The sequence below is a fragment of the Lautropia dentalis genome (genome assembly GCF_003892345.1).
Taxonomy (GTDB): Bacteria; Pseudomonadota; Gammaproteobacteria; order Burkholderiales; family Burkholderiaceae_E; genus Lautropia; species Lautropia dentalis.
In genome coordinates, this window is the sequence record NZ_RRUE01000002.1 from 906,298 (window position 1) to 930,294 (window position 23,997).

A 23,997-nucleotide genomic window follows, 5' to 3' on the forward strand; every position below is an offset into this window, starting at 1 on the left:
GCGGATTTTCCGCCGGGGGCGGGCGCCCCCGGAACCGTCAGCTTCGCTGCATCAGGCGTATTCGGCCAGTGCGGCGCGCATCTTCTTCATGGCCTGTGCCTCGATCTGGCGAATGCGCTCGGCCGACACGCCATACTCGTTGGCCAGATCCTGCAGCGTACGTGCGCCTCCCTCGTCCTCGTCACGCAGCCAGCGCGATTCGACGATGTTGCGGCTGCGGTCGTCCAGCCTGGCCAAGGCGTTGCTCAGACCCTCGGTGTGCAGCCAGTCGCGCTGCTGGCCCTCGATGATCTCCGTTGGCTCGCTGTTCGGCGCGGCCAGCCAGGCGGCCGGACCGAAGCCCGTGCCGTTCTCGTCCTCGCCCTGCGGTTCCAGCGTCATTTCCTGCCCGGTCATGCGGGTTTCCATTTCCAGCACGTCCTTCTCGCGCACGTTGAGCTGGTCGGCAATGTCGGTTACCGCCTCGGGCGTGAGCGTGTCCAGATCCTTCTTCATCGAGCGCAGGTTGAAGAACAGCTTGCGCTGGGCCTTGGTGGTGGCCACCTTCACCAGCCGCCAGTTCTTCAGGATGTACTCGTGGATCTCGGCCTTGATCCAGTGCAGGGCAAACGACACCAGCCGTACCGAACGGTCCGGGTCGAAGCGCTTGACCGCCTTCATCAGGCCGATGTTGCCTTCCTGGATCAGGTCGGCATGCGGCAGGCCATAGCCCAGATACTGGCGGGCCACCGACACCACCAGCCGCAGATGGGAGGTCACCAGCTCGCGGGCAGCATCGACGTCCTGATGCTCCTTGAACCGGCGCGCCAGACGGGACTCCTGCTCGGCCGTCAGCATCGGCAGGCGATTGACGGCAGAGATGTAGGCGTCCAGATTGCCCAGTGACGGCACAGCATGTGCAACGGCACCGGAGTGGCGGGGGGCAAGTGCAACGGAGTGAGTCGTCATCGAGGCGGAATCTCCAATAAATGACCAACGAGTTAGATACTAGCACTACTGTCAAGAGAGTGCCAGAATTTTTTGCTGCAGTAAAACGGTGCTCCCTGTCAAGTCATGTGGGGCATCAACGTCTCCCCGGCTGGACAGGTTGACCCGAAAGCGTCCCGTTCCCTGTTTCGTCGTTGTTGACCGGACGTTCATTACACGCGGCCTCAAAAAAAACCCCGGCAACCGTGGCTGTCGGGGCCGTGCAGCTCACAGGCTGCAGTGTGGGGTATCAGACTTTGCCGGGGCTTAGGGCGCGTGCCATGAACTCATGCTGTACCGGTCTGCGCCCGACCCGGTTCGTGCCTGATGTCCCCGCAATTCCCATCAGCGCGCATCAGCGACTACGGGGTGGCCAGCATTCATTCCGGAGTACATCCCGCGCCAGCCCCCGTCTCAGTATGCATTCGGATCGCGGAACGACACCAGAATGGTCTTGAGGATGATCTTCAGGTCCAGCCGCAGCGACCAGTGGCGCAGGTACTCCAGGTCGTAGCGGATGCGCAGCTCCATCTTCTCGATGGTGTCGGTTTCGCCGCGGGCGCCGTTGACCTGGGCCAGCCCGGTGATGCCCGGCTTGACCTTGTGGCGGATCATGTAGCCCTTGATCAGCTTGCGGTATGTCTCGTTGTGCGCCACCGCGTGCGGACGCGGGCCCACCACGCTCATCCGGCCCTGCAGCACGTTGAAGAACTGCGGCAGCTCGTCCAGCGAGGTCTTGCGCAGGAAGCGGCCGATCGGAGTGATCCGGTCGTCGTTCTTGGTGGCCTGGCGAACTTCGGGGCCGTTTTCCTGCACCCGCATCGAGCGGAACTTGTAGACATTGATCTCTGAACCATCCAGCCCGTAGCGGCGCTGCTTGAAGATGATCGGACCCGGCGAGGTCAGCCGGATGGCCAGCGCGATGGTGAGCGTGATGGGCAGCGTGAGAATCAGCGCAATGGAGGCGATGACGATGTCCGACAGGCGCTTGAGTACGCCGGTCGTGCCGTAGAACGGCGTTTCGCACACCGCCACCACCGGCAGGCCGCCCACCGAATCCACTCGCGCCTGGATCAGGTCGAACATGAAGATGTCCGGCACGAAGTAGATGGAGGCCGTGGTGTCGCGCAGGTCTTCCAGCAGCTTCAGGATGCGGGGCTGCGAGGCCATCGGCAGGGCGATGAAGATCTGGTCGATCTTGTTCGCCCGCACGAACTGGGCCACGGCGCTGAAGCCGCCGGCCACCGGGGCTTCGCTCACCTCACCCAGACGGTCGGGCGTGCGGTCGTCGAAGAAGGCCATGATCCGTGTCTGCGACAGCGGATCGTCCTGGATGGAGCGGGCCAGCGTGCGGCCCAGGCTGTTGGCGGCCACCACGATGGCCGTCTGCTCCGGCCGCATGGAAATGACCTTGTGCAGCAGCCGGGGCGAGAGCCAGTGGCCCAGCGCCTGCACCACCGGGGTGGCGATCACCCAGGTGGCCAGCACGTTCTGGTCGAACTGGCGCAGCGAGTCGATCATCAGGCCGAACACCAGCAGCAGGCCCACCACCAGGCCCCAGCTGCCCAGCAGGTGCCGCAGGTAGCCGGGCTGGTACACCCGGAACGGCACACTGCCCGGGTAGCTGAGCACGAAGGTGAGCACGGCCAGGACCATTTCCTGGGCGCGAAGGGGATGGCCGGCCGCCGCCGTGACCAGCAGGAGGCAGATGACCGACAGGGTGGGATCGATGACGGACGAGATCAGCGAAATGACGCTGCGGTTCCCGGTCCGGATGGGGACGATGGAAGAGGCAAGAAATGGGCTGTTCATACCGCGTGCCAGGGAACCGACCAGTCGGTCCCGGTAGAGTGATCTGCTGGGGATTCTCTTTATACAACATCGGCCAACCGGAGAAGGCCGCATGATGGTAATTGGTTTGGGCTGGATGTGTCAGGGTTCACAGAGAGGGGGTCTGGGGCTTGGCATGAGGGGCGCAATGCTTTAGTGTGAACGGCAGAAGAAAGGGAACAGGCGGTACCATTCCTTCCATTCTGAGCTTTTTAGGACAGGGTAGTCATGAAAGAATTCATCCAAAAACAAAAAAAAGGTGCGCAGCCCGCCGGCATGCGCCGCGTCAGCGCTGCCGTGGCAGCGATCGTCTGTGGTCTGGCTGCCAGCGCGGCCCAGGCCCAGCTGGATGTCCCGGCCCAGGACTGGACGCCTGATGCCGAGGCCGACGTCATCAAGCTGACCGGCCGTGTCGGTGTTACGCACGATAGCAATGTGTTGCGTCTGAACAACCAGTCGCAGGGCGGTATCTATGCCAACAAAAAGGCAGGGGACACCTACCTGAACGGCGGCATGGGCATCGAGTTCGACCGCCTCATCAGCCAGCAGCGCCTGCGTGCCAATGCCGAGGTCGAGGGCTTCAAGTACAAGGAGTACAACGACTTCGACCACGTCGGCTACAACGCCGGTGCCACGCTGGACTGGGTGGTCGGCCGTCCGCTGTTCGGCAGCGCCGGTGTCAAGCTGGTCCGTACCCAGCCCACCGTGCAGGACCGTGTCTACCAGCAGGCCACCAACGTCAACGGTGACCGCAACAACATCACCTCGCAGAACGTCTTCTTCAATGCCGGCTTCCGCTTCACCCCGGCATGGTCGGTCATCGGTGGTGTGGATTTCATGCGCAGCCGCAACTCGCTGGAAGTCTATAAAGACACCGACTACGACACGAAGTCGGCCGAGGGCGGCATGCGCTGGGCCCCGGGTACCGGTCTGGAGGTCGATCTGGTCTACCGTGCCACGAAGGGTGACTACAAGTCCGCACGCCGCTATGCCGATGACGGCAGTGCCCTGCTGTGCGGCGTCAACAACTGCACCAAGAACGACTACGACGAGAACTCGCTGCTGACCCGTGTCCAGTACCGCCCCAGCGAAGACAGCCGTCTGGCCGGTTACATCGGCTACACCCGGCGCGAATACGACCAGGGCAACCGCGACTTCAAGGGTCTGACCACCGGTTTCGACATGGAATGGGCGCTGAGCGGCAATGTGCAGATGCGTGCCTCGCTGGGCCGTTCCATCGAGCCGGATGACGATGCCGTCTCCACCACGTCCCCCGAGACCTGGTCGCTGGCCCTGAACCCGACCGTCCAGGCCACCGGCAAGATCACGCTCGAACCGTTTGCCCGCTTCTACAACCGTCGCTACAAGGGTGAGCAGCTCACTGCCGGCGAAGCAACCCGGAAGGACAAGATCTTCTCCGTGGGTGTCGAGGCCGACTACGAGTTCCGCCGCAACATGTTCCTGATGGCGAACCTGCAGCACGACAAGCGTGACTCCAACCGCGACAACCTCGACTACAAGGCCAACGTCGTCGGTGTCGGCCTGAAGGTCCAGTTCTGATCTGCGGCCCATGCCTGCCCCGGGCGCTGGCCCGGCAGGCCGGCCTTCGGGAGTACCGCGGCCCTGCTGCCTCAAGGGCAGTCTGGGGCCCCGGCCCGGCATGAGGCCGGTTTCCTGCCTCGCAGACCCAAAACCCCGGCCCCGGCCGGGGTTTTGCATTCATGTCTGGGGCGGGCCAGCGGCCGGAGCAACTACCTGCGTTTCGGGTATGGGGGCCATCCTGCGCAGCGCGGCGATACCCCCTGCACAGGGGGCCAGAAGCCCCGCACAGGCTGCAGGTGCCCGCCGTGCCCCCCAATCTGCGCGGGCCCAAGCACCCGCAGCCCGCTCGCCTTTGGCGAACATTCTTACGAAAGCTGCGGATATCATTCACGCAGGCGCCACATGGGCCGGTCTAGAATCGGACACTACGGCACTGTAAGCCGGTTGGCGTGCCCGGGCGTTGAATGCGCAGGGCGTTTCATTGTTCAGCCCTCGGGCAGCTCATCCATCATAGGACAGCATCCATGATCCTTTCTCGTTTCAAGAAGTTCGTGCTGGGGCTGATGGCCCTGGCCGCCATCGGCATGGCCTCCCAGGCCTTTGCCCAGTCCCGCAGCGACTACCTGCTCGGCCCTGGCGACGTTCTGCGCATCCAGGTGTTCCAGTCGCAGGACCTCACCGTCGAGGCCCGCATCTCCGAAAGCGGTGTCATCTCCTTCCCGCTGCTGGGTGTGGTCAAGCTGGCCGGTCTGTCCCCGCAGCAGGCCGAGAACCTCATCGCCACCCGCCTGCGTGAAGGCCGCTTCCTGCAGAACCCGCAGGTCACCCTGAACGTGCTGCAGTTCCGCAGCCAGCAGGTTTCCGTGCTGGGCAACGTGGCCAACCCGGGCCGCTATCCGCTGGAAACGACCGGCATGCGCCTGTCGGAAATCCTGTCGGTGGCCGGCGGGGTCAACGAGGCCGGCTCCAACAGCGTCATCCTGATGACCACCCGCAACGGCCGTCCGCAGCGTCTGGAAATCGACCTGGTCGACATGTTCAACACCGGTGACCTGAGCAAGGACGTGGTGTTGCAGGCTGGCGACACCATTTTCGTCAACAAGGCCCCCAACTACTACGTCTATGGCCAGGTGCAGCGTCCGGGCCAGTACGTGCTGGACCGTGGCATGACCGTGGCCCAGGCCGTGGCCAAGGGCGGTGGTCTGACCCTGCGTGGTACCGACCGTGGCATCCGTCTGCACCGTCGTGTGGGCGACCGCAACATCCAGGTGCTCGAGCCCAAGCTTGACGATCCGGTCCGTCCGGACGACCTGATCTTCGTGCGCGAAAGCATCTTCTGATCTTCCCGTACGGATCTGTGCCGGGGCTGCCCCCGGCACCCCAGAACGGCGCCTTCGAGCGCCGTTTGTCGTTCAGGGGTAATACCCCAACCGTTCATCCCCCTCGCGGCATCCATCAGACCCAAAATGCCAAGTCTGTCGTCGCGGCGCGACAGGTCCCTGTGGTACGGTGACGCACCTGGCGCAATGTTTCAGAATCAGTTGCCCATTCTGCAAGCTGTCGCCGAATCCGTCATCTGTTTTACACCCGTACAGCATGCCTTCACCGCATACTGCGGGCTTGCCGCTGCAGAAGCCACTGCGTCTGCAGCCATCAGACTTCAGGCTTCCCTTTGCACAACACCACCATGTCCGGAACCCAAACCGCCTCCGCCGTCCGCAAGGATCTCGCTGCCCTGGCCGCCACACATGCCAAATGCCGCTTCTGTGGCACCCAGCTGCGCCACACCGTGGCCAACCTGGGCATGTCACCCATGGCCAACGCCATCCGCAAGCCGGAAGACCTCAACAAAATGGAGCCGTTCTTCCCCCTGCACGCCTACGTCTGCGGCAACTGCTACCTCGTGCAGCTGGAAGAGTTCCAGAGCGGTGAAGCCATCTTCTCGGACTACGCCTATTTCTCCTCCTACGTCCAGGCCATGCTCGACCACGGCAAGCGCTACGCCGACGAGATGACCGAACGCTTCAAACTGGGGCCGAACAGCAAGGTGGTGGAAGTGGCCGCCAACGACGGCTACCTGCTGCGCTGGTTCCTGCCCAAGGGGGTGCCGGTACTGGGGGTCGAACCTGCCGCCAACGTGGCCGAAGCCGGCCGCAAGCTGGGCATCCCCATGGAGGTGATGTTCTTCGGCCGTGAAAGCGCCCGCAAGCTGCGCGACATGGGCCATGCCGCCGACCTGATGGCCGCCAACAACGTCGTGGCGCACGTGCCGGACCTCAACGACTTCATCGCCGGCTTTGCCATCCTGCTGAAGGAGCACGGCGTGGCCACCTTCGAGTTCCACCACGTCCTGAACCTGCTGCAGAAGAACCAGTTCGACAACATCTACCACGAGCACTTCTGCTACCACGGCTTCCTGACCTTCAGCCGCATCCTGGCCCACCACGGCCTCGCGGTGTTCGACGTGGAAGAGATCCCCAACCACGGGGGCTCGCTGCGCGTCTACTGCCAGCCGGCTGCCACCGGCAAACAGCCCGTCAGCCCGCGCGTGGCCGAAATGCAAGCCCGTGAACGTGCCGCCGGCCTCGACACGCTGGAGCCGTACCTGGCCCTGGAAGAGCGCATCCGCGCCAGCAAGCGCAGCCTGCTGCGCTTCGTGCTGGACGCCCATGCCCAGGGCAAGCGCATTGCCGCCTACGGCGCGCCGGCCAAGGCCGCCACGCTGCTCAACTATGCCGGTGTGCGTTCCGATTACATCGAGTACACGGTCGACCGCAACCCGCACAAGCAGAACCACTTCCTGCCCGGTACGCAGATCCCCATCTACGGCCCCGAGCACATTCTGGAAACGAAGCCCGACTACCTCGTCATCCTCGCCTGGAACCTGAAGGACGAGGTGATGAAGCAGATGAGCGCCATCCGCGAATGGGGCGGCCGCTTCGTCATCCTGGTGCCCGAAGTCCAGATCTTCGAATGATCATGTCCGCCACCCGTTCAGGTTCCGAACCCTCCGCGGCCCTGCTGACCGCGGCCTCGCTTGCCAGCCAGGCCGCGGGGCAGGGCACCGCCATGCACGCCTTCTGCACCCAGCTCTACCCGATGCTGCGCAGCATCACCGGGCAGGGCGTGCGCGACACGCTGGCCGCCATTGGACATCACATTCCGCTCACGGTCACCGAAGTCCCCACCGGCACGAAGATCTTCGACTGGGAGGTGCCGCAGGAATGGGTGGTGCGGGCCGCGTGGATCAAGGGGCCGGACGGCCGCAAGGTGGTGGACATTGCCGACCACAACCTGCATCTGGTCAACTACAGCGCCCCTTTTCGGGGGACGCTGACGCTGGACGAGCTGCGGCCGCACCTCTTCTCGCTGCCCGACCGGCCGGACTGGATTCCCTATCGCACGCAATACTTCAAGCGTGACTGGGGTTTCTGCCTGACCGACCGGCAGCTGCAGGCGCTCGAACCGGGCAGCTACGAGGTCTGTGTCGATACCGATCTCGTGCAGGGGTCGATGACCTTCGGCGAATGCATCCTGCCCGGTGACAGCACCGAGGAGGTGCTCGTCTCCACCCACGTCTGCCACCCCTCGCTGGCCAACGACAACCTGTCGGGCATTGCCACCGCCACCTGGCTGGCGAAGACGCTGGCTGCACTGCCCCGTCGTCGCTACACCTACCGTTTCATCTTCATCCCGGCCACCATCGGCGCCATCTGCTGGCTGTCGCAGCGGCAGGATGTGACGCAGCGTGTGGCCCATGGGGTGGTGATTTCGGGTGTGGGCGATGGCGGCCAGTACCACTACAAGCGCAGCCGCCGGGGCAATGCCGACATCGACCGGATCATGGCGCTGATGCTGGCCGAAAGCGGCGAGGCGCACGAACAGATCCCGTTCTTCCCCTACGGCTACGACGAACGCCAGTTCTGCTCGCCCGGCTTCAACCTGCCCATGGGCTGCTTCTCGCGTTCCACCTACGGCAGCTACCCGCAGTACCACACCTCGGCCGACAACCTCGATTTCATCCGCCCCGAACATCTGGAGCGCTCGCTGCAGCTGCTGCTGACGGCGTTCGGCATGGTCGAGCGCAACGGTACCTACCTGAACCTCAGCCCCTTCGGTGAGCCGCAACTGGGTCGCCGGGGCCTGTACTCGCTCATCGGCGGGCACAACGAGGGCCAGAAACTGCAGCTGGCGCTGCTGTGGGTGCTCAACCAGTCAGATGGCACGAACAGCCTGCTCGACATCACCGAAAAGGCAGACCTGCCCTTCGGGCTGATTCATCAGGCTGCCGAGGCGCTGCTGAACTGCGGGCTGCTGGGAGAGGGGCGCACACCGGTGTAGACACCTGTCTTCCTGCTTCTGGCGCCGTCTTTTTCGCTTTCAGGTTTTCCCTGTTGCATCACGTCACCTGCCCCTGCCGTTCCGCGGGCAGCCATTCAGGATAGTCCATCTCATGAGTTCCTCTGCCAAGCCTGCCGCGCCCGCCATGGTCGAGCGCACCTGCTTCGATAAGTCCAAGGCGCTGCGTCCGAAGGTGCACAGCGTCATTCCGGGCGGTGCCCATACCTACGCCAAGGGCGATGACCAGTACCCCGAGCTGTCGCCCGGCTTCATCGAGCGCGGCAAGGGCTGCCACATCTGGGACGTGGACGGCAACGAGTTCATCGAATACGGCATGGGCCTGCGCGCCGTCACGCTGGGCCACGCGTATCCGTCCATCATCGAGGCGGCCCACAGACAGATGCTGCTGGGCAACAACTTCAACCGCCCGGCCACCATCGAACTGCAGGCCGCCGAAATGCTGCAGTCGCTGATCCCCAGCGCCGAGATGGTCAAGTTTGCCAAGGACGGCTCCACCATCCTGACCGCTGCGCTCAAGCTGGCCCGCGCCCACACTGGCCGCAAGCTGGTGGCCATCTGCAGCAACAGTCCCTTCTTCTCGTACAACGACTGGTTCATCGGTACCACCGCCATGGATGGCGGCGTCAACCGCGCCGAAGTGGACCTGACCGTCAAGTTCAACTACAACGACATCGACAGCCTGAAGCAGCTGTTTGCCCAGTACCCGGACCAGATTGCCATGGTGCTGCTGGAGCCGGCCCGCACCGAAGAGCCGAAAGAGGGCTTCCTGCAGCAGGTCATCGACCTGTCGCACCAGCACGGCGCCCTGGTCACGCTGGACGAGACCATCAGCGGCTTTCGCTTCCACAAGGGCGGCGCCCAGACGCTGTACGGTGTCACTCCCGACATGTCCTGCTTCGGCAAGGCCATGGCCAACGGGTTCTCGCTGTCTGCCCTTACCGGCAAGCGCGAAGTGATGGAACTGGGTGGTCTGTTTCACAACCGCGAGCGCGTCTTCCTGCTGTCCACCACGCATGGCGCCGAAGGTCCGAGCCTGGCCGCCGGCATCGAGACCATGCGCATCTACCGCGACGAGCCGGTCATCGAGCACCTGTACCGCGTGGGCGACCGCCTGCGCGCCGGCTTCCAGCAGGTCACCGCCGATCTGGGCGTGAGCGAATACCTGGGCATTGCCGGCCGTGGCTGCAACCTGCTCTATTCCACGCACGACCACGAGCACAAACCCTCGCAGCCGTTCCGCACCCTGTTCATGCAGGAGCTGATCCGCTGGGGCGTGCTGGCCCCCAGCTTCATCGTCAGCTACGCACACAGCGATGCCGACATCGACCACACTATCGAAGCCGTGGCCCGCGCGGCGAAGGTCTACAAAAAGGCCCTCGAAGCCGGCAGCACCGATGGTCTGCTGGTGGGTGCGCCCACCAAGGTGGTCTACCGCCGGTACAACTGATCCCCGCTGCGGTCCCTCCCTGCCGTGCCTGTTGTGCACCGGCGGGGCAGGGCGCCCCGGTTCAATCGGCAACGCCCGCCTGCATTGCTGCCCGGTGGGCGCAACTGTCTGGTGGGTGTTGCCGCCTGATGAAGCTATTGGCTGAACGTGCCGTGTAGTGGGGGACAGTGGCTGTGCCATCCGGTGCAGCCGTGGAGGCGCTCAACCGTTTGTCATCGGCATAGGGGGCAGCCCTCTGGGCTGCACCCCTGCCACACCACCCGGCATGCGGGTCCGCACCGGGCGGTTCGAGAAAACATTCAGGATAATGCCAGACGGGGCAGGCCAAGACTGTCGAACCATGACAGGGTCAGCACGCTGTTGAGCAGCATCGCACTGTTATGCCACCAGCGCCGGCTGTTTGCCGCCACTTTCCGGGCCACTTCCGTGCTTGCGCCCATGGCGCACAACTCCCTGAACATGGTCTTGCCCCGCTTCCACTGCCTGAGCTGGATGGCCCGCAGCCGGTGACGTATCCATTCATCCAGCTCTCGCCAGACGCCTGTCGTTTGCGCCAGTCTGAAATAGGCTCTCCATCCCAGCAGCAATGGGCGAAGCCCATCGACCACCTGCTGTATGCTGCGTCCGCCACTGCGGCGGGTCAGCCAGCGCACACGCTGCCTGAAGGCCATCACAGCTTTCCGGGCCACCCTCCGTTTGACGACCCCTTTCGGAGCCATCCAGAAGCTGAAGCCCAGAAACTTGCGGCCAGTGAAGACGCTGGCCACCGCACTCTTGGATTCGTTGATCCGCAAATGCAGCCTGCCGTACAGCCGGCGCAACAGCTGCATCACCCGTTCGCCTGCCCGACGACTGTGCACATATACGTTACAGTCGTCGGCATACCGAACGAAGCAATGCCCGCGCGCCTCCAGCGCCTTGTCCACCTCATCGAGCAGCAGGTTGGCCAGCAGCGGCGACAGCGGTCCACCTTGCGGTGTCCCCTCGTGCCGCTCTACGACCACGCCGCCATCCATGATTCCCGCGTTCAGATACGCCCGGACCAGACGGCATACGCCATCATCTCCAATGCGCTTTCTGACGCGATCCATCAGGATGTCGTGATTGACCCGGTCAAAGAACTTCTCCAGATCGACATCCACCACGATCTTCCTGCCGGACTGGATGTACGACTGCGCGGCCAACACCGCGTCGTGCGCACGCCGTCCCGGCCGAAAGCCGTAGCTGTGTTCACTGAAGCCCGGATCAATCATCGGCTGCAGTACCTGCAGCAGTGCCTGCTGGATCAGTCTGTCCGTTACCGTCGGGATGCCCAGCTCTCGCTGTCCACCTCCCGGCTTCGGAATCATGACCCGTCGTACCGGGCTGGGCCGGTACGTCCCCTGCAACAGTGCTTCGCGGATTCGCGGCCATTCGGTCTTGAGCTGCCGGGATGTCTGGTCGATGTCCAGACCATCCACACCGGCCGTTCCCCGATTGGCCTTCACCCGCCTCCATGCCCGCTGCATGTTGGCTCTTTCCAGAACTGCATCGAGCAGCCCTGCTCCTGTGTCTTCGGTGTCATGTCGCGGGCCGCAGGCTTCATCACGACATGCGCCCCTCGGGGCTTCACCCCTACTCACTGCATGTCGCCCCACTCGTGCAGGCTTCTGATGCATGGCCTTTGACATCGACATGATCCTGTCAACACATCCTCTCGTTCGGTCCTTCGCCTGACCTGTGTCCCATCATGGGGCTGGTCCTGCTACTACGACCTCTGCTGACTTCTCGCTCCGGCTCGACACCGTCGCCCTTTCGAGCATAAGGCGAGATCTCCCCAGGTAAGAACGCACACCTTCTCTGCACGACCGCCGGATTTACGTCACCTCGCCTTGGCCACAAGAGCTTCGCGGTTACATGCCCGTTCGCCCTGCTCGGCAACGCCTTGTATCCGGTTCTTGTACATCGGCCCGCAGATTACGCTCCACGCTTCCTTCCCACACTCGGTCGCCCTTGTGCAGTTGCGCTTCACTTCACTCACTGTGGCCAGCTTGTGGCGGGACTTGCACCCGCAGGTGTGCGCCCATGCTGGGCGCACATGCAAAAGGGCCGGTTCCTGAAGAATACCGGCCCTTTTGCATGAAATATTCCGCCCGTCAGGGCGGACACATGGCTACCTTACCAGCGCTTCCAGGGGGCCTTGCCCGACGCCCACAGCTCTTCCAGCACGTGCTTGTCGCGCAGCGTGTCCATCGGCTGCCAGAAACCGGTGTGACGCCAGGCTTCCAGCTGGCCATCGGCCGACAGCGAGCGCATCGGCTCCTGCTCGAACACCGTGTCGTCACCCTCGATGCGGTCCAGTACCTTGCGGTCCAGTACGAAGTAGCCGCCGTTGATCCAGGCGCCATCGCCCTGCGGTTTTTCCATGAACGACTCGATGCGCGTCTGGTCGGCCGGCAGGCTGAAGGCACCGAAGCGACCCGGGGGCTGCACGGCCGTCACCGTGGCTTCGCGACCATGCTGTTTGTGGAAGGCAATGGCTGCCGTGATGTCCACGTCGCTCACGCCATCTCCGTAGGTGCACAGGAAGGTGTCACCCTTGATGTACTTCGACGCACGCTTGATGCGGCCACCCGTCATCGAATCCTGCCCCGTCTCGACCAGCGTGACATTCCAGGGCTCCGACTCGTTGCGGTGGATCTGCATCTCGTTGGTGCCCAGGTTGAAGGTCACATCGGCGTGCGAGATGGCGTACTCGTGGAAGTACTGCTTGATCACGTGGCTCTTGTAGCCACAGCAGATCACGAAGTCGTTGATGCCATGCGAGGCATAGATCTTCATGATGTGCCACAGAATGGGTTGCCCGCCGATCTCGACCATCGGCTTGGGACGCACCGCGCTTTCTTCGCTGATGCGGGTGCCGAAGCCGCCCGCAAGAATGACCGCTTGCATGGTGAGAATGGTCCTCAGTGTCAAAATGCAGCGGGCATATTCGCGTGACGAACAGAAACCGTCAACCAAAAATGACACACGGACGATACGGCCTGCCGTCAGGTCCGGAGCAATATGCATTTGCTCACAACGCGACACGATATTTTGGTGTTGTATTTTTGCCGCATGCCTGCCTGGCGCGGGTAATCGTTCGGGGCCGGCACGCCGCTCGACGGATGGTGAAGCCCGTCTGGCGCCCAGGTCTGTTCGGTGCAGACGCTCTCTGGGTGGCGGTGTCCGTCTGGTCCCGGTGTTCGTCTGGTTCCTGCGTCCGTGGTGTCCGGTCTGGTCCCGGCGTCTGTTCAGTTTCAGTGCCGGTTTCGGTGCAGGCGCCGCCGGCCGGTTTCGATGCTTCAGACCAGCAGCGCCGTGGCAAACTCGCGGGCGCTGAAGCCCTGCAGGTCTTCCACCCCTTCGCCCACGCCAATGAAGTACACCGGCAGCGGATTGTCGCGACGTGTATGGGCCAGTGCGGCAATCGCGCCGCCCTTCGCCGTGCCGTCCAGCTTGGTCACGATCAGCCCGGTCAGCTGCACGGCCTCGTCGAACGCCTGCACCTGTGCCAGCATGTTCTGGCCGGTATTGCCGTCCAGCACCAGCAGCACTTCGTGCGGCGCGTCGTCCATGGCCTTGCCCATCACGCGGCGGATCTTCTTCAGCTCGTCCATCAGATGGCGCTGCGTGGGCAGCCGGCCGGCCGTATCCACCATCACCACATCGATGCCACGTGCCTGACCGGCCTTGATCGCGTCGAAGGCCACCGCTGCCGGATCGCCGCCCTCATTGGCAATCACGTGCACCTGGTTGCGTTCGCCCCAGCGGGCCAGCTGCTCGCGCGCGGCCGCCCGGAACGTATCGCCCGCTGCCAGCAGCACCGACTGCTCGATCTGGTGCAGGTGCCGGGCCAGCTTGCCGATGGAGGTGGTCTTGCCGGCGCCATTGACGCCGGCAATCATCATGACCAGCGGACTGGCCCGGTCCACGTCGATGGGTTTTTCCAGCGGGGTCAGCAGGTCGGTGAGAATGTCGATCAGTGCCGTCTTCAGCGTGGCGGCGTCCTGGATGCGGTCGCGTTTGACCCGCTCGCGCAGCTGGCCGAGCAGCCATTCCGTCGTGCCATAGCCCGTGTCGCTGGCCAGCAGCGCCGTCTCCAGATCCTCATACAGCGACTCGTCGATTTTGCTGCGACTTAAAATGCTGCCCAGCTGTGAACGGGTACGCGCCAGCCCGCCGCGCAGCCGCTCGAACCAGCCCGCCCGTGCCGGGCGGACGGCCTCCGGCAGTGCCTGGGTGGGCGGGACGATCTCGCTGTCACCGTACGTGGTGGGCAAGGCGGCTGGTGCCTGGGCCGCCTCGGCTGCAGCCTGTCGTGCCTGCGCTTCCCGGGCGGCCACCGCTGCCGCCTCATTGGCGCTTGCAGCATGTCCGGCGTGCGCAGCGGCTTCGGCCTGCCGGTTTGCCTCGGCCTGCGCGGCCAGATCGCGCTCGACCTGCAGGGCAGCCTGCTCGACCATCGCGCGCCGGGCAGCCTCGTCGTCAGCAGGTGCTGCAGGTGCCGGGGATGCCGTTGCTGTCGTGGAGATGGCTGCCGCCGGGGATGCAGCGGCTGTTGTGGATTCGGCGGTCGCTGTGGATGCGGTCGCCGCGGCTTCGGCTGGGGACATGCCAGTCGGGGCAGGTGTCCCGGGCCCTGGGACTGCTGCCGCTTCGGTAACGGGTGTAGTGGCGGGTGTGGCGGCAGGCGTAGCTGCGGCTGCCTGCTGTGCTGCCTCGTCGGCCTGCATGACCAGGGCCTGCTGCACCAGCGTGGCCGTGCCGTTGGCCACGGCCTGCCGGGCCTCGGCCAGCGCCTGCTGCTCGGCCTCGGTGCGCTCGGCTGCGGCAGCAAACTCCGCTGCGGCTTCGGCGGCTTTCTGATCCTGATTCTTGCGGCGGAAAAAACCAAACATGTCGTGGGTTCCGGAAAGGCATCGGTTCCCCGATTCTAGAGCGTGTCATGGATTCATTCGTTCCCACGCCGATTCCGGCCGTGTGCTGACAAGGCGTACTGCGCAGGCACGGCTTGTCCCGCCGCGTGCTGACAGGTGCCGTGTGCAGGTTCCGGGAGCAGAACCCGGCAGCGGACCCCAAAATGGACCCTGAAGCAGAGCCGGGGAGCGGACCCGCGAAGCGAACCCCGGAATTAGACGCACGGGAGCAGTGGGTCCGTGACACGCTCTAGAATCAACCCATGACCTCCCGCATCCGCATCATCGGTGGCCAGTGGAAGCGCCGCCTGCTGCCCGTACCCGACGCCCCCGGCCTGCGGCCCACGCCCGACCGGGTCCGCGAGACCCTGTTCAACTGGCTGGGGCAGGATCTCACCGGCTGGCGCTGCATCGACCTGTTTGCCGGCAGCGGTGCTCTGGGCTTCGAGGCCGCTTCCCGGGGCGCCGCCTGGGTGGACATGGTCGAACAGAACCCCGCCATCGCCCGCGGCCTGCAGAGCAGCATCCAGCAGCTGGGCGCGCAGGGCGTCATTCGGCTGCACCGGGCCGATGCCAGCCGCTGGCTGGCCAAGCAGCAATCCCCGGGCAGCTCTCCTGCCGCGGGTGCCGATCTCATCCTGCTGGATCCCCCGTTTCGTGCCGGCTGGATGGAACGCATCCTGCCCGCCGCACTGGCCCGTCTGGCTCCCCAGGGCTTCATCTATGCCGAGGCCGACTTTCCGCTCACGCCCGAATGGCTGGCCCGGCAGCAGTGCGGCCGTCTGGCCATCCTGCGCAGCGGCAGGGCAGGACAGGTCCACTACCACCTGCTGCAGGATACGGGCGACGGTGGTGTGTCCGTACGGGCCGCGCATGACCCGGTTGCGGATGCAGGCACGGGGGAGGATATGGAGGCAGGCGCAGGGGAGGGTATACACTCGGGCTTTCCCGGGCGAGGACGGACTGCTCCTTGACACGCTCTGGCCGCAAGGCCCCGGAAGGCTGATAATGGCGGCCAGCCATATTCTTTTCTCATCGGCACCCCACATGACCCTTGTCGTCTATCCCGGCACCTTCGACCCGCTGACCCTTGGCCACCAGGACGTGGTCCAGCGCGTTGCTGCCCATCACGAGGCCGTCATCGTTGCCGTGTCCGACAGCCGCAAGAGCACCCTGTTCACCCTGGCCGAACGGCTCGACATGGCCAAGGCCATCCTGACCGGCCTGGCCAACGTGCGCGTCATGCACTTCACCGGGCTGGTCACCGAATTTGCCCGCCAGCAGGGGGCCGGACTCATCGTGCGCGGCCTGCGCGACGCCAGCGACTTCGACTACGAACGGCGCATGGCCAGCCTCAATCGCACACTGCTGCCGGCCATCGATACCCACTTCGTCATCCCGGACGACCGTTACCAGTCCATCACCGGCACGCTGGTACGCGAAATTGCCCTGCTGGGCGGCGATGTCAGCCCCTTCGTCAGCCCCGTCGTGCTGGCTGCCCTGCAGCAGAAATACCGCGAGCGCCGCTCACCCGCAGCGCCTGCCCCCTGACACCCGACCGGAGACACCGAGTCCATAACACGATTTGAATCCCGGGCCGAATCCGGAAAACAGCGTCGCACCGAAACCAGCGCCATGCTGAACCCCGCGACGCATGCAGTACCCAGTACGACACCGGACCCCGTGCCCCATCCGGCACCCAACGCAAGCCAGAATCCAGCACCGAATCATCCAGCATCCCAAGGAGCGCCACTCCATGGCCCTGATCATCACCGACGAATGCATCAACTGCGACTGCTGTGAACCCGAGTGCCCCAACGAGGCCATCTCGCAGGGACCCGAGTACTACATCATCGACCCCAACCGCTGCACCGAATGCGTGGGGCACTTCGATGAACCCCAGTGCGCGCAGATCTGCCCCGTGGAATGCATTCCCATCAACTTCGAGCTGAACGAATCCCGCGAACAGCTCATGGAAAAATTCCTGCGCCTGCAGGCCGAGAAAACCCCTTCGGCTGCCTGAATCAGCGGTTGATCAGCGTGCTCTTGCCGAACAGGCTTTCGACCAGGTCCACCACCAGCTCGGCCGTCTGGTTGCGGATGTCCAGCGCCGGATTCACCTCCACCACATCCAGCGAGGTCATCCGGCCCGTGTCGGCAATCATCTCCATGCACAGCTGTGCCTCGCGGTAGGTGGCGCCGCCGCGCACGCGTGTGCCCGTACCCGGAGCGATTTCCGGGTCCAGAAAGTCCGCATCGAAACTCACGTGCAGGTGCGTGTCGTCATCCAGACCGTCCAGCACCCGGTGCATGGCCTCGCGCATGCCCAGCTCGTCGATGGCCCGCATGTCGAAGGCCTGGATGCCCATCTGGCGGATCATCCGCTTTTCATGCTCATCCACCGAGCGGATGCCCACGTAACGCATGCTTTCGGGTTTGATGGCCGGTGTCTCGCCCGACATGGAAATCAGCTCGTGCGGCCCGAAGCCCAGCAGGTTGGCCACCGGAATGCCGTGGATATTGCCACTGGGCGAGGTGTCCGGCGTATTGATGTCGGAGTGGGCGTCCAGCCACAGCACCCGCAGCTTCTTGCCCTGCGCTCGCGCATGGCGCGCCACCGCGCTGATCGAACCGGCTGCCAGATGGTGGTCGCCCCCCAGCATGATGGGCATGCGGCCTGCCTGAAACTGTGCCCACACGGCGTCGTGCACGGCCTGCGTCCAGAAAATGGCCTCCGGCAGATTGCGCAGACCCGCCGCCTGCGGATCACGCGGGCCACGCGGATTGACCGGGCCAGAAAGGTTGCCCGTGTCCAGCACGTCCAGCCCCAGGGCGGCCAGCGCCGGCCCCAGCTGGGCAACCCGCAGGGCATCCGGCCCCATGGCCGAGCCCAGGAGGCTTGCGCCTGCGTCGGAGGGGGCGCCGATGAGGGAGACTTTGAGGGGTGGGGTGGTGGTCATGGTGTCGCGTCTGCCGGTAAAGGGGGAAGAAAACCATGCAGCACCCGACGTGGCCGGGGCGCGACAGGAAACATATCACGGATGGCAGGCGTGCGCAGAAACGCTGCCCGAAAGCATGGGTGGCAGCCGATGCGGAGACCGGCCTGTGCCGGTGGCTGCAGCAGGGCAGGTCGCAGCATGCTGCAGCGTAGCTGCTCTGCGGACACATGCAGAAGCCGGTGTGGCGACAATGTGTCAGGCAGAATCGATGGCCTGCAGAACAGGCATAGGTGATGGCCTGCAGAAAACTGTCGCAAAAAAGACGAAAGCCCCATATAGGGGCTTTCCATTTTGTGCATCTTTCAGCTTGTTAGCGGACCGAGCACATCTCCCAGTGTTCTGAGTGAAGCCATTGTGCCACGAGCACAAGGAAAAAGTCCACCATCCGGCGCATCAGATGTCGCTTTGCCGACGAACGGTCGATTTTTCCGGACCGAATGGCATGCCGGAAGGCACGTGTGCACAGATAATTGCAGCAGCGAATCAGTCACATGTGTCCGGCACACCGGATGGCGGCATCTCCCAGCTGTCCATCGGCCCGGACCGAACCGGAGAACAGCATGGATTACCGCCTGGCAATCGACCTTGGGACTACCTCACTGGGCTGGGCGGTCTATCGCCTGAACAATGAGCACGCACCGGTGGCCCTCTTCCGGGCCGGCGTACGGATTTTCAGTGATGGTCGCGAAGCGGCCAAGAATGGAGGCGTTGGCGCCCCGCTGGCCGTGCAGCGACGGATGGCGCGCGGCCTGCGCCGCCGCCGCGACCGCATGTTGCGCCGCAAGGCCCGGATGATGCGGCAACTGGTGGACTTTGGCTTCTTCCCGAAGGACCTGAAGGCACGCAAGGCGCTGGAAAAGCAGTACCCCAATCCCTACGAGCTGCGGGCAGCCGGCATGGAACGCGAACTCAAACCCGAGGAGTTCGGTCGCGCCCTGTTCCACCTCAACCAGCGTCGCGGCTTCAAGAGCAACCGCAAGCTGGACAAGGTCGAGCTGGATGAAAATGGCAACGAAGTGACCAAGGCCTCTGATGAGACCTCCAAAATGAAAGGTGCCATCAGCGAAATGCGCAAAACCCTGCGTGCTCAGGGCCTGACCGCGGGACAGTGGCTGTACAGACGGATGCTTACCGGCGCTGCCGTGCGTAACCGGGAAGTTCTCACCCAGGACAAGAAGGGCAACGACGTCATCGAGAAGAACTACAGTCTGTCGATTGATCGGCAGATCGTCACCGACGAATTCGATGCCCTCTGGGCCAAACAGGCCAGTTTCAACCCCGTTCTCTTCAACGATGCTGCACGGGATGCCCTGCGCGACACGCTGCTGTTCCAGCGACCCCTCAAGCCCGTGGACCCGGGCCGGTGCACCCTGCTGCCCGATGAGCAGCGTGCGCCGCTGGCCCTGCCCAGCAGCCAGCGTTTTCGTATCTATCAGGAGGTCAATAACCTGCGTATTGTGGACGACCGCATGCAGCAGACCCCGCTGACGAAGGAGCAGCGCGACCTGATCGTAAACGTGCTGGAGCGAGGCAAACCGCCCGCCAAAGCCACGGCGAAAAAGACAGTCGACAAGGCGGGCAAGGGGGGTGAGGGCAAGACCAGAACACGCCGAAGCAGCAACAACGCGACTTTCGAATATATCCGCAAACTGCTGGAAGTGAGCGGTACCACGCGCTTCAACCTCGAGGATGACCGGCGGGAGGAGCTGAAGGGCAATGCCGCCTCTGCAGCCCTGTCCCGGCCGGAATGCTTCGGCGAGGCCTGGTTCGATTTCGACGACAATCTGCAGGACGACATCGTCTGCCAGCTGGTCAACGAAGACAGCGAGGCTGATCTCATCGAGTGGCTGAAGCAGCGCACTGGCGTGGATGACGCCCGGGCGAAAGTCATTTCCAACGCACGTCTGCCCGAAGGGTACGGCAACCTGAGCCGCAAGGCGCTTAACCTCATCGTGCCGGAACTGCGCAGGGACGTGATCACCTACGACAAGGCGGTGGAGGCGGCCGGTCTGGGCAGTCATAGCGCTCTGGGCTTTTCGGTGGAGGGCGAAGAGCAGCTGCCTGTCATCGATCCTGCCACCGGCAAACCGAAAGTCAACGAAGAGACCGGTGAAATCCGCATGGTGCTCCGGCATCTGCCGTACTACGGCAAGGCGCTGCAGCGGCACGTGAGTTTTGGCACCAACAAACGCGAAGACCCCGAAGAGAAACGCTACGGCAAGATTGCCAACCCCACCGTGCACATTGGCCTGAACCAGGTGCGCAAGGTGGTGAACGCGCTGATCGACCGTTACGGCAACCCGGCCGAGGTGGTGGTGGAGCTGGCCCGCGACCTGAAGCAGAGCAAGAAGCAGCGCGAGGAAATCCAGCGTGAACAGACGGCCAACGAGAAGCGGAACAAGCGGATTTCCGAAGACATTGCCGGCATTCTGGGCATCAGCCCGGAAAGCGTTCGTCGCGATGACATCAAGCGCTGGATTCTGTGGGAAGAACTGAGCCGCGACGCAGCCGACCGCCGCTGCCCCTACAGCGGCGAACAGATCTCTGCAGAAATGCTGTTGTCGGACCAGGTCGAAGTCGAGCACATCCTGCCGTTTTCGCGCACGCTGGATGACGGCATGAACAACAAGACGGTGTGCATCCGTCTGGCCAACCGCGTCAAGGGTAACCGTACGCCTTATGAGGCCCGTGCCGACTTCGAGCGGCAGGGCTGGAAGTATGAGGACATCCTGCGTCGCGCCGCATCCATGCCCAACAAGCGCAAGGCCGCCCGCTTTGCCGAGGACGGCTATAAACGCTGGCTGCACGAAGACAAGGACTTCATCGCCCGCGCACTGAACGACACACGTTATCTGTCGCGTCTGGCCAAATCGTATCTGGGACTGGTGACCAAGAGTCACGTGCGCGTGATTACCGGCTCACTCACCGCCATGTTGCGCCGCCATCTGGGCCTGAACCTCCTGCTGGGTGATACGGGCGAGAAGAACCGCAACGATCATCGCCATCACGCGGTCGATGCCTGCGTGATCGGCGTGACCGACCAGGGGCTGCTGCAGCGCTTTGCCTCGGCCAATGCCCGTGCCGATGAAGCCGGTACCGAGCAGCTGGTGAAGAACTTCCAGCCGCCGTGGCCAACCTTCCGGGACCAGGTGGAGCGTGCCATTGGCAACATCTGGGTCAGCCACAAACCGGATCATGGGTTTGAGGGCGCGATGCTGGAGGATACGGCGCATGGGATTGGGAAGAATGGGAAGACGATCATTCCGAGCCGGACGTCCTCCAAAGCCAACATCTCAAGCGTAAACATGATATCGGAGCCTGGGCAGGAAGCTCGTCATGGCGTCGACGCAGAAGGCCATCCACTGCCCTACAAAGGGTATGTTGGTGGCAGCAACTATTGCATCGAGATCTTCAGAAACGGACAAGGTAAATGGGAAGGGGAAGTGATTTCCACGTTCAGAGCCTACCAGATTGTCCGGGAGGCGATGCGGAGAGGGGCCTCGCGCGAAGAGGCAGTTAGGAAATTGCGAGATCCAAAGTTCGCTCAAAACGGTGCGTCTCTGGTTACTAGATTGATGATCGATGATGCTGTAAGGATGAGTCAAAGTAATGGCGAAGGAGGAGGGAGAGAAGTGACAATGAGGATTGTTAAAATTGCTTCGTCAAGCGGTCAGATATTTATGGCACCAATTAACGAGGCCAATGTGGATGCCAGAAATCGTGACAAGGATGATCCGTTTAAGTACACATCAAAGTACGCGAGTTCCTTCCAGAAGTCACATGGCAGAAAGGTCACGGTATCTACTTTGGGCATTGTTAGGGACCCTGGGTATTCAGGATAATTTTGTATTATGGTTGGTCGCATCGTAGAAATCGCGGACGACAGGCGCCGTTTGTCCGTTTTTCGCGGTTTTCTGATGGTGCACACAACCGGCGGAACCCGTCAGCTTGCTGGCAAGGTTCCGCTGGATGACATTACAGCGCTGATCGCCAATGCACATGGTATAAGCTATACCAACAACCTTCTGGTTGATCTGGCCGAACGTGGCTGCCCATTTGTTCTTTGTGGGGCCAACCATAACGTCGCTGGCATGCTTTGGCCCATTGATGGGCACCATGTCCAGGCCAAACGCATGGAGGCGCAGATTGCGGCCTCTTTGCCCGTGCAGAAGCGTATGTGGGCGTCCGTAGTCAGAGCGAAGCTGCAGCAGCAGGCGGCGGTGCTTGAGGCTTGCGGCGCACCGGATGCTCCGTTGAATGCGCTGGTGCGCAAGGTTCGTAGCGGTGATCCGGACAACATCGAGGCGCAGGGTGCTCGTCGATACTGGGGCCTTCTGTTCGGAGATGGCTTCAAACGGGACCAGAAGGCTGATGGGGTCAACGCGCTGCTGAATTACGGTTACACCATTCTGCGGGCGACCACAGCGCGTGCGGTGATCGCGGCGGGTCTGCATCCGAGTATCGGACTGCACCATAGCAATGATGCCAATGCCATGCGTCTGGTGGATGACCTGATGGAGCCCTTCAGGCCAATGGTGGACCTGAAGGTGCGAGGTCTGATCCGACAGGGTCTTTTTGAGGTAACACCCGAGACGAAGAAGGCGCTGGCACTGGTGATGTGTGCCGACATGCAGACCAGTGCCGGCGCCACGCCCATCATGGTCTGTACGCAGCGCCTTGCGGTCTCCCTGGCGCAGGTGTTTTTGGGGGAGCGGCAGGAGCTGGACCTGCCTTTGCCTGGCTCTTCGCTGGACATGGGAGCAATGGCCTCAGAGGTAGTCTGACATGCTTTCGGGGTATCGGCTGATGTGGCTGTTGGTGATGTTCGATTTACCGGTGGTGCTGAAGGCCGAACGGAAGGCCGCTACCGAGTTTCGCAACCGCCTGTTGGACATGGGCTTCGAGATGAGCCAGTTCAGCGTGTACCTTCGCTTCTGTAGTAGTCCAACGCAGGTGGAAACCTACTGCAAGCGGGTGGAAGCCGTTCTGCCTCCAGGAGGCAAGGTCAGCATCCTGCAACTGACCGACAAACAGTATGAGCGCATCCTGACGTTCCATCGCGGGGCTATCCAGGAATCCGGAAAGGCGCCGGACCAGTTCACATTGTTTTAAGAATTTGTTGGCTAGAATCGTATGTTTTCGGCAACAAATCGGTCGTTGCGTGGGAGTTCGGGAGCATGGGCAACCATCAATTTGATCGTATATTTTGCAGTGTTTTACGTTGTGGTCGCCTTGTGCGGACAACAAAAACGGGCCTTGCGGCCCGTTCCTGTGTATTGATTCTGATGAAAAATTTACTGCCAAACTCCGTAAAACACCTTGAGAATCAATGGGTTGCTGGAGACCGATTCTAGAACACTGGGAGATGTGTTCGGTCCGGAACAGGCTGGCGGGCTTCGCTGTACCGAAGAAATTCTAGAACACTGGGAGATGTGTTCGGTCCGGAACGATCTCATCCACAACAAAAATGCCCACGCGATTCTAGAACACTGGGAGATGTGTTCGGTCCGGAACAAGGACTGATATGACGGAACTGACAAACGAATTCTAGAACACTGGGAGATGTGTTCGGTCCGGAACGGGCGTCTATGACGCCGGCCGAACGCATGGATTCTAGAACACTGGGAGATGTGTTCGGTCCGGAACAGCGTTTCGGTGTCGCGCCATGTCGCGCCAATTCTAGAACACTGGGAGATGTGTTCGGTCCGGAACTCGCCGGCCTTGCCGTCCACAGCGTCATCTATTCTAGAACACTGGGAGATGTGTTCGGTCCGGAACCGCGCAATGGCGCACCAGCACCAGCAGAAAATTCTAGAACACTGGGAGATGTGTTCGGTCCGGAACTACTGCGGGCCGCTGTAGGACTCCACAGACATTCTAGAACACTGGGAGATGTGTTCGGTCCGGAACGGTG

Annotated in this window: 17 protein-coding genes and 1 CRISPR repeat array (1 of these 18 only partly in view); of the genes, 11 read left to right on the plus strand and 6 right to left on the minus strand. The window is 62.9% G+C overall.

All coding sequences use genetic code 11. The annotated features are described in order from the left end of the window. Positions 1–51 precede the first annotated feature (51 nt). Both rpoH and EHV23_RS11660 read right to left on the minus strand, forming a co-directional pair. On the minus strand, positions 52–948 hold the full coding sequence (gene rpoH / locus EHV23_RS11655) for an RNA polymerase sigma factor RpoH (protein ID WP_125096230.1): 897 nt from the start codon (positions 946–948) through the stop codon (positions 52–54). Between the two features lie 432 nt (positions 949–1,380). Further along, positions 1,381–2,778, minus strand: coding sequence for an undecaprenyl-phosphate glucose phosphotransferase (locus EHV23_RS11660; protein WP_125096231.1), 1,398 nt, complete (start codon positions 2,776–2,778; stop codon positions 1,381–1,383). 246 nt (positions 2,779–3,024) lie between these two features. On the opposite strand from EHV23_RS11660, the gene EHV23_RS11665 reads away from it, so the two are divergent. The 5 genes from EHV23_RS11665 to EHV23_RS11685 all read left to right on the plus strand — a co-directional run bounded on the left by EHV23_RS11665 (position 3,025) and on the right by EHV23_RS11685 (position 10,147). Next, positions 3,025–4,356 (plus strand): outer membrane beta-barrel protein, encoded by a 1,332-nt coding sequence (locus EHV23_RS11665; protein ID WP_125096232.1) that lies wholly within the window; start codon positions 3,025–3,027, stop codon positions 4,354–4,356. A gap of 506 nt (positions 4,357–4,862) precedes the next feature. Next, positions 4,863–5,678, plus strand: a complete 816-nt coding sequence (epsE, locus tag EHV23_RS11670) for a polysaccharide export protein EpsE (protein ID WP_125096233.1) — start codon at positions 4,863–4,865, stop codon at positions 5,676–5,678. A gap of 347 nt (positions 5,679–6,025) precedes the next feature. Next, positions 6,026–7,315, plus strand: coding sequence for a class I SAM-dependent methyltransferase (locus EHV23_RS11675; protein ID WP_125096234.1), 1,290 nt, complete (start codon positions 6,026–6,028; stop codon positions 7,313–7,315). A gap of 2 nt (positions 7,316–7,317) precedes the next feature. Next, complete coding sequence (locus tag EHV23_RS11680; RefSeq protein WP_238990435.1) at positions 7,318–8,679, plus strand: DUF4910 domain-containing protein; 1,362 nt, start codon at positions 7,318–7,320, stop codon at positions 8,677–8,679. Between the two features lie 112 nt (positions 8,680–8,791). Continuing rightward, positions 8,792–10,147 (plus strand): glutamate-1-semialdehyde 2,1-aminomutase, encoded by a 1,356-nt coding sequence (locus EHV23_RS11685; RefSeq protein ID WP_125096236.1) that lies wholly within the window; start codon positions 8,792–8,794, stop codon positions 10,145–10,147. 299 nt (positions 10,148–10,446) lie between these two features. Here the strand turns inward: EHV23_RS11685 and ltrA are convergent, their stop codons facing one another. From ltrA to ftsY, 3 genes are all read right to left on the minus strand, one after another. Continuing rightward, complete coding sequence (gene ltrA, locus EHV23_RS11690) at positions 10,447–11,823, minus strand: group II intron reverse transcriptase/maturase (protein WP_125094802.1); 1,377 nt, start codon at positions 11,821–11,823, stop codon at positions 10,447–10,449. 481 nt (positions 11,824–12,304) lie between these two features. Further along, entirely contained in the window at positions 12,305–13,078 is a 774-nt protein-coding gene (gene rfbF, locus EHV23_RS11700) for a glucose-1-phosphate cytidylyltransferase (RefSeq protein ID WP_125096237.1), read from the minus strand. Between the two features lie 392 nt (positions 13,079–13,470). Further along, entirely contained in the window at positions 13,471–14,781 is a 1,311-nt protein-coding gene (gene ftsY, locus EHV23_RS11705) for a signal recognition particle-docking protein FtsY (RefSeq protein ID WP_203229036.1), read from the minus strand. Positions 14,782–15,347: 566 nt separating this feature from the next. Here ftsY and rsmD point away from each other — a divergent pair. The 3 genes from rsmD to EHV23_RS11720 all read left to right on the plus strand — a co-directional run bounded on the left by rsmD (position 15,348) and on the right by EHV23_RS11720 (position 17,107). Next, positions 15,348–16,058 (plus strand): 16S rRNA (guanine(966)-N(2))-methyltransferase RsmD, encoded by a 711-nt coding sequence (rsmD, locus tag EHV23_RS11710; protein WP_125096239.1) that lies wholly within the window; start codon positions 15,348–15,350, stop codon positions 16,056–16,058. 73 nt (positions 16,059–16,131) lie between these two features. After that, the gene (gene coaD, locus EHV23_RS11715) at positions 16,132–16,635 is read left to right on the plus strand and encodes a pantetheine-phosphate adenylyltransferase (RefSeq protein ID WP_125096240.1); all 504 of its coding nucleotides are present in this window, start codon (positions 16,132–16,134) and stop codon (positions 16,633–16,635) included. A gap of 205 nt (positions 16,636–16,840) precedes the next feature. Further along, positions 16,841–17,107, plus strand: a complete 267-nt coding sequence (locus EHV23_RS11720) for a YfhL family 4Fe-4S dicluster ferredoxin (RefSeq protein ID WP_125096241.1) — start codon at positions 16,841–16,843, stop codon at positions 17,105–17,107. A 1-nt stretch (position 17,108) separates the two neighbouring features. Here the strand turns inward: EHV23_RS11720 and rocF are convergent, their stop codons facing one another. Then, a complete protein-coding gene (gene rocF, locus EHV23_RS11725; RefSeq protein ID WP_125096242.1) occupies positions 17,109–18,044 on the minus strand; it encodes an arginase in 936 nt (311 codons plus the stop codon). 599 nt (positions 18,045–18,643) lie between these two features. Between rocF and cas9 the strand changes: the two genes are divergently transcribed. From cas9 to cas2, 3 genes are read left to right on the plus strand one after another with little or no spacing between them, the layout of a single operon-like run. After that, entirely contained in the window at positions 18,644–21,925 is a 3,282-nt protein-coding gene (gene cas9, locus EHV23_RS11730) for a type II CRISPR RNA-guided endonuclease Cas9 (RefSeq protein WP_238990436.1), read from the plus strand. A 9-nt stretch (positions 21,926–21,934) separates the two neighbouring features. Further along, the gene (cas1, locus tag EHV23_RS11735; RefSeq protein WP_125096244.1) at positions 21,935–22,867 is read left to right on the plus strand and encodes a type II CRISPR-associated endonuclease Cas1; all 933 of its coding nucleotides are present in this window, start codon (positions 21,935–21,937) and stop codon (positions 22,865–22,867) included. Position 22,868: 1 nt separating this feature from the next. After that, positions 22,869–23,195, plus strand: a complete 327-nt coding sequence (cas2, locus tag EHV23_RS11740; RefSeq protein WP_203228987.1) for a CRISPR-associated endonuclease Cas2 — start codon at positions 22,869–22,871, stop codon at positions 23,193–23,195. A gap of 235 nt (positions 23,196–23,430) precedes the next feature. Continuing rightward, positions 23,431–23,997: a CRISPR direct-repeat array (repeat unit 36 nt; unit sequence ATTCTAGAACACTGGGAGATGTGTTCGGTCCGGAAC); it runs 326 nt beyond the window's last position.

Bases quoted from the DNA above. Each gene is read 5' to 3' on its own strand.
- ftsY (WP_203229036.1), bottom strand. From the start codon at position 14,781: ATGTCCCCAGCCGAAGCCGCGGCGACCGCATCCACAGCGACCGCCGAA.
- rocF (WP_125096242.1), bottom strand. From the start codon at position 18,044: ATGACCACCACCCCACCCCTCAAAGTCTCCCTCATCGGCGCCCCCTCC.
- EHV23_RS11680 (WP_238990435.1), top strand. From the start codon at position 7,318: ATGTCCGCCACCCGTTCAGGTTCCGAACCCTCCGCGGCCCTGCTGACC.
- EHV23_RS11685 (WP_125096236.1), top strand. From the start codon at position 8,792: ATGAGTTCCTCTGCCAAGCCTGCCGCGCCCGCCATGGTCGAGCGCACC.
- coaD (WP_125096240.1), top strand. From the start codon at position 16,132: ATGACCCTTGTCGTCTATCCCGGCACCTTCGACCCGCTGACCCTTGGC.
- ltrA (WP_125094802.1), bottom strand. From the start codon at position 11,823: ATGTCGATGTCAAAGGCCATGCATCAGAAGCCTGCACGAGTGGGGCGA.
- cas1 (WP_125096244.1), top strand. From the start codon at position 21,935: ATGGTTGGTCGCATCGTAGAAATCGCGGACGACAGGCGCCGTTTGTCC.
- EHV23_RS11675 (WP_125096234.1), top strand. From the start codon at position 6,026: ATGTCCGGAACCCAAACCGCCTCCGCCGTCCGCAAGGATCTCGCTGCC.
- EHV23_RS11660 (WP_125096231.1), bottom strand. From the start codon at position 2,778: ATGAACAGCCCATTTCTTGCCTCTTCCATCGTCCCCATCCGGACCGGG.
- EHV23_RS11665 (WP_125096232.1), top strand. From the start codon at position 3,025: ATGAAAGAATTCATCCAAAAACAAAAAAAAGGTGCGCAGCCCGCCGGC.
- rsmD (WP_125096239.1), top strand. From the start codon at position 15,348: ATGACCTCCCGCATCCGCATCATCGGTGGCCAGTGGAAGCGCCGCCTG.
- epsE (WP_125096233.1), top strand. From the start codon at position 4,863: ATGATCCTTTCTCGTTTCAAGAAGTTCGTGCTGGGGCTGATGGCCCTG.
- EHV23_RS11720 (WP_125096241.1), top strand. From the start codon at position 16,841: ATGGCCCTGATCATCACCGACGAATGCATCAACTGCGACTGCTGTGAA.
- rpoH (WP_125096230.1), bottom strand. From the start codon at position 948: ATGACGACTCACTCCGTTGCACTTGCCCCCCGCCACTCCGGTGCCGTT.
- cas2 (WP_203228987.1), top strand. From the start codon at position 22,869: ATGCTTTCGGGGTATCGGCTGATGTGGCTGTTGGTGATGTTCGATTTA.
- rfbF (WP_125096237.1), bottom strand. From the start codon at position 13,078: ATGCAAGCGGTCATTCTTGCGGGCGGCTTCGGCACCCGCATCAGCGAA.
- cas9 (WP_238990436.1), top strand. From the start codon at position 18,644: ATGGATTACCGCCTGGCAATCGACCTTGGGACTACCTCACTGGGCTGG.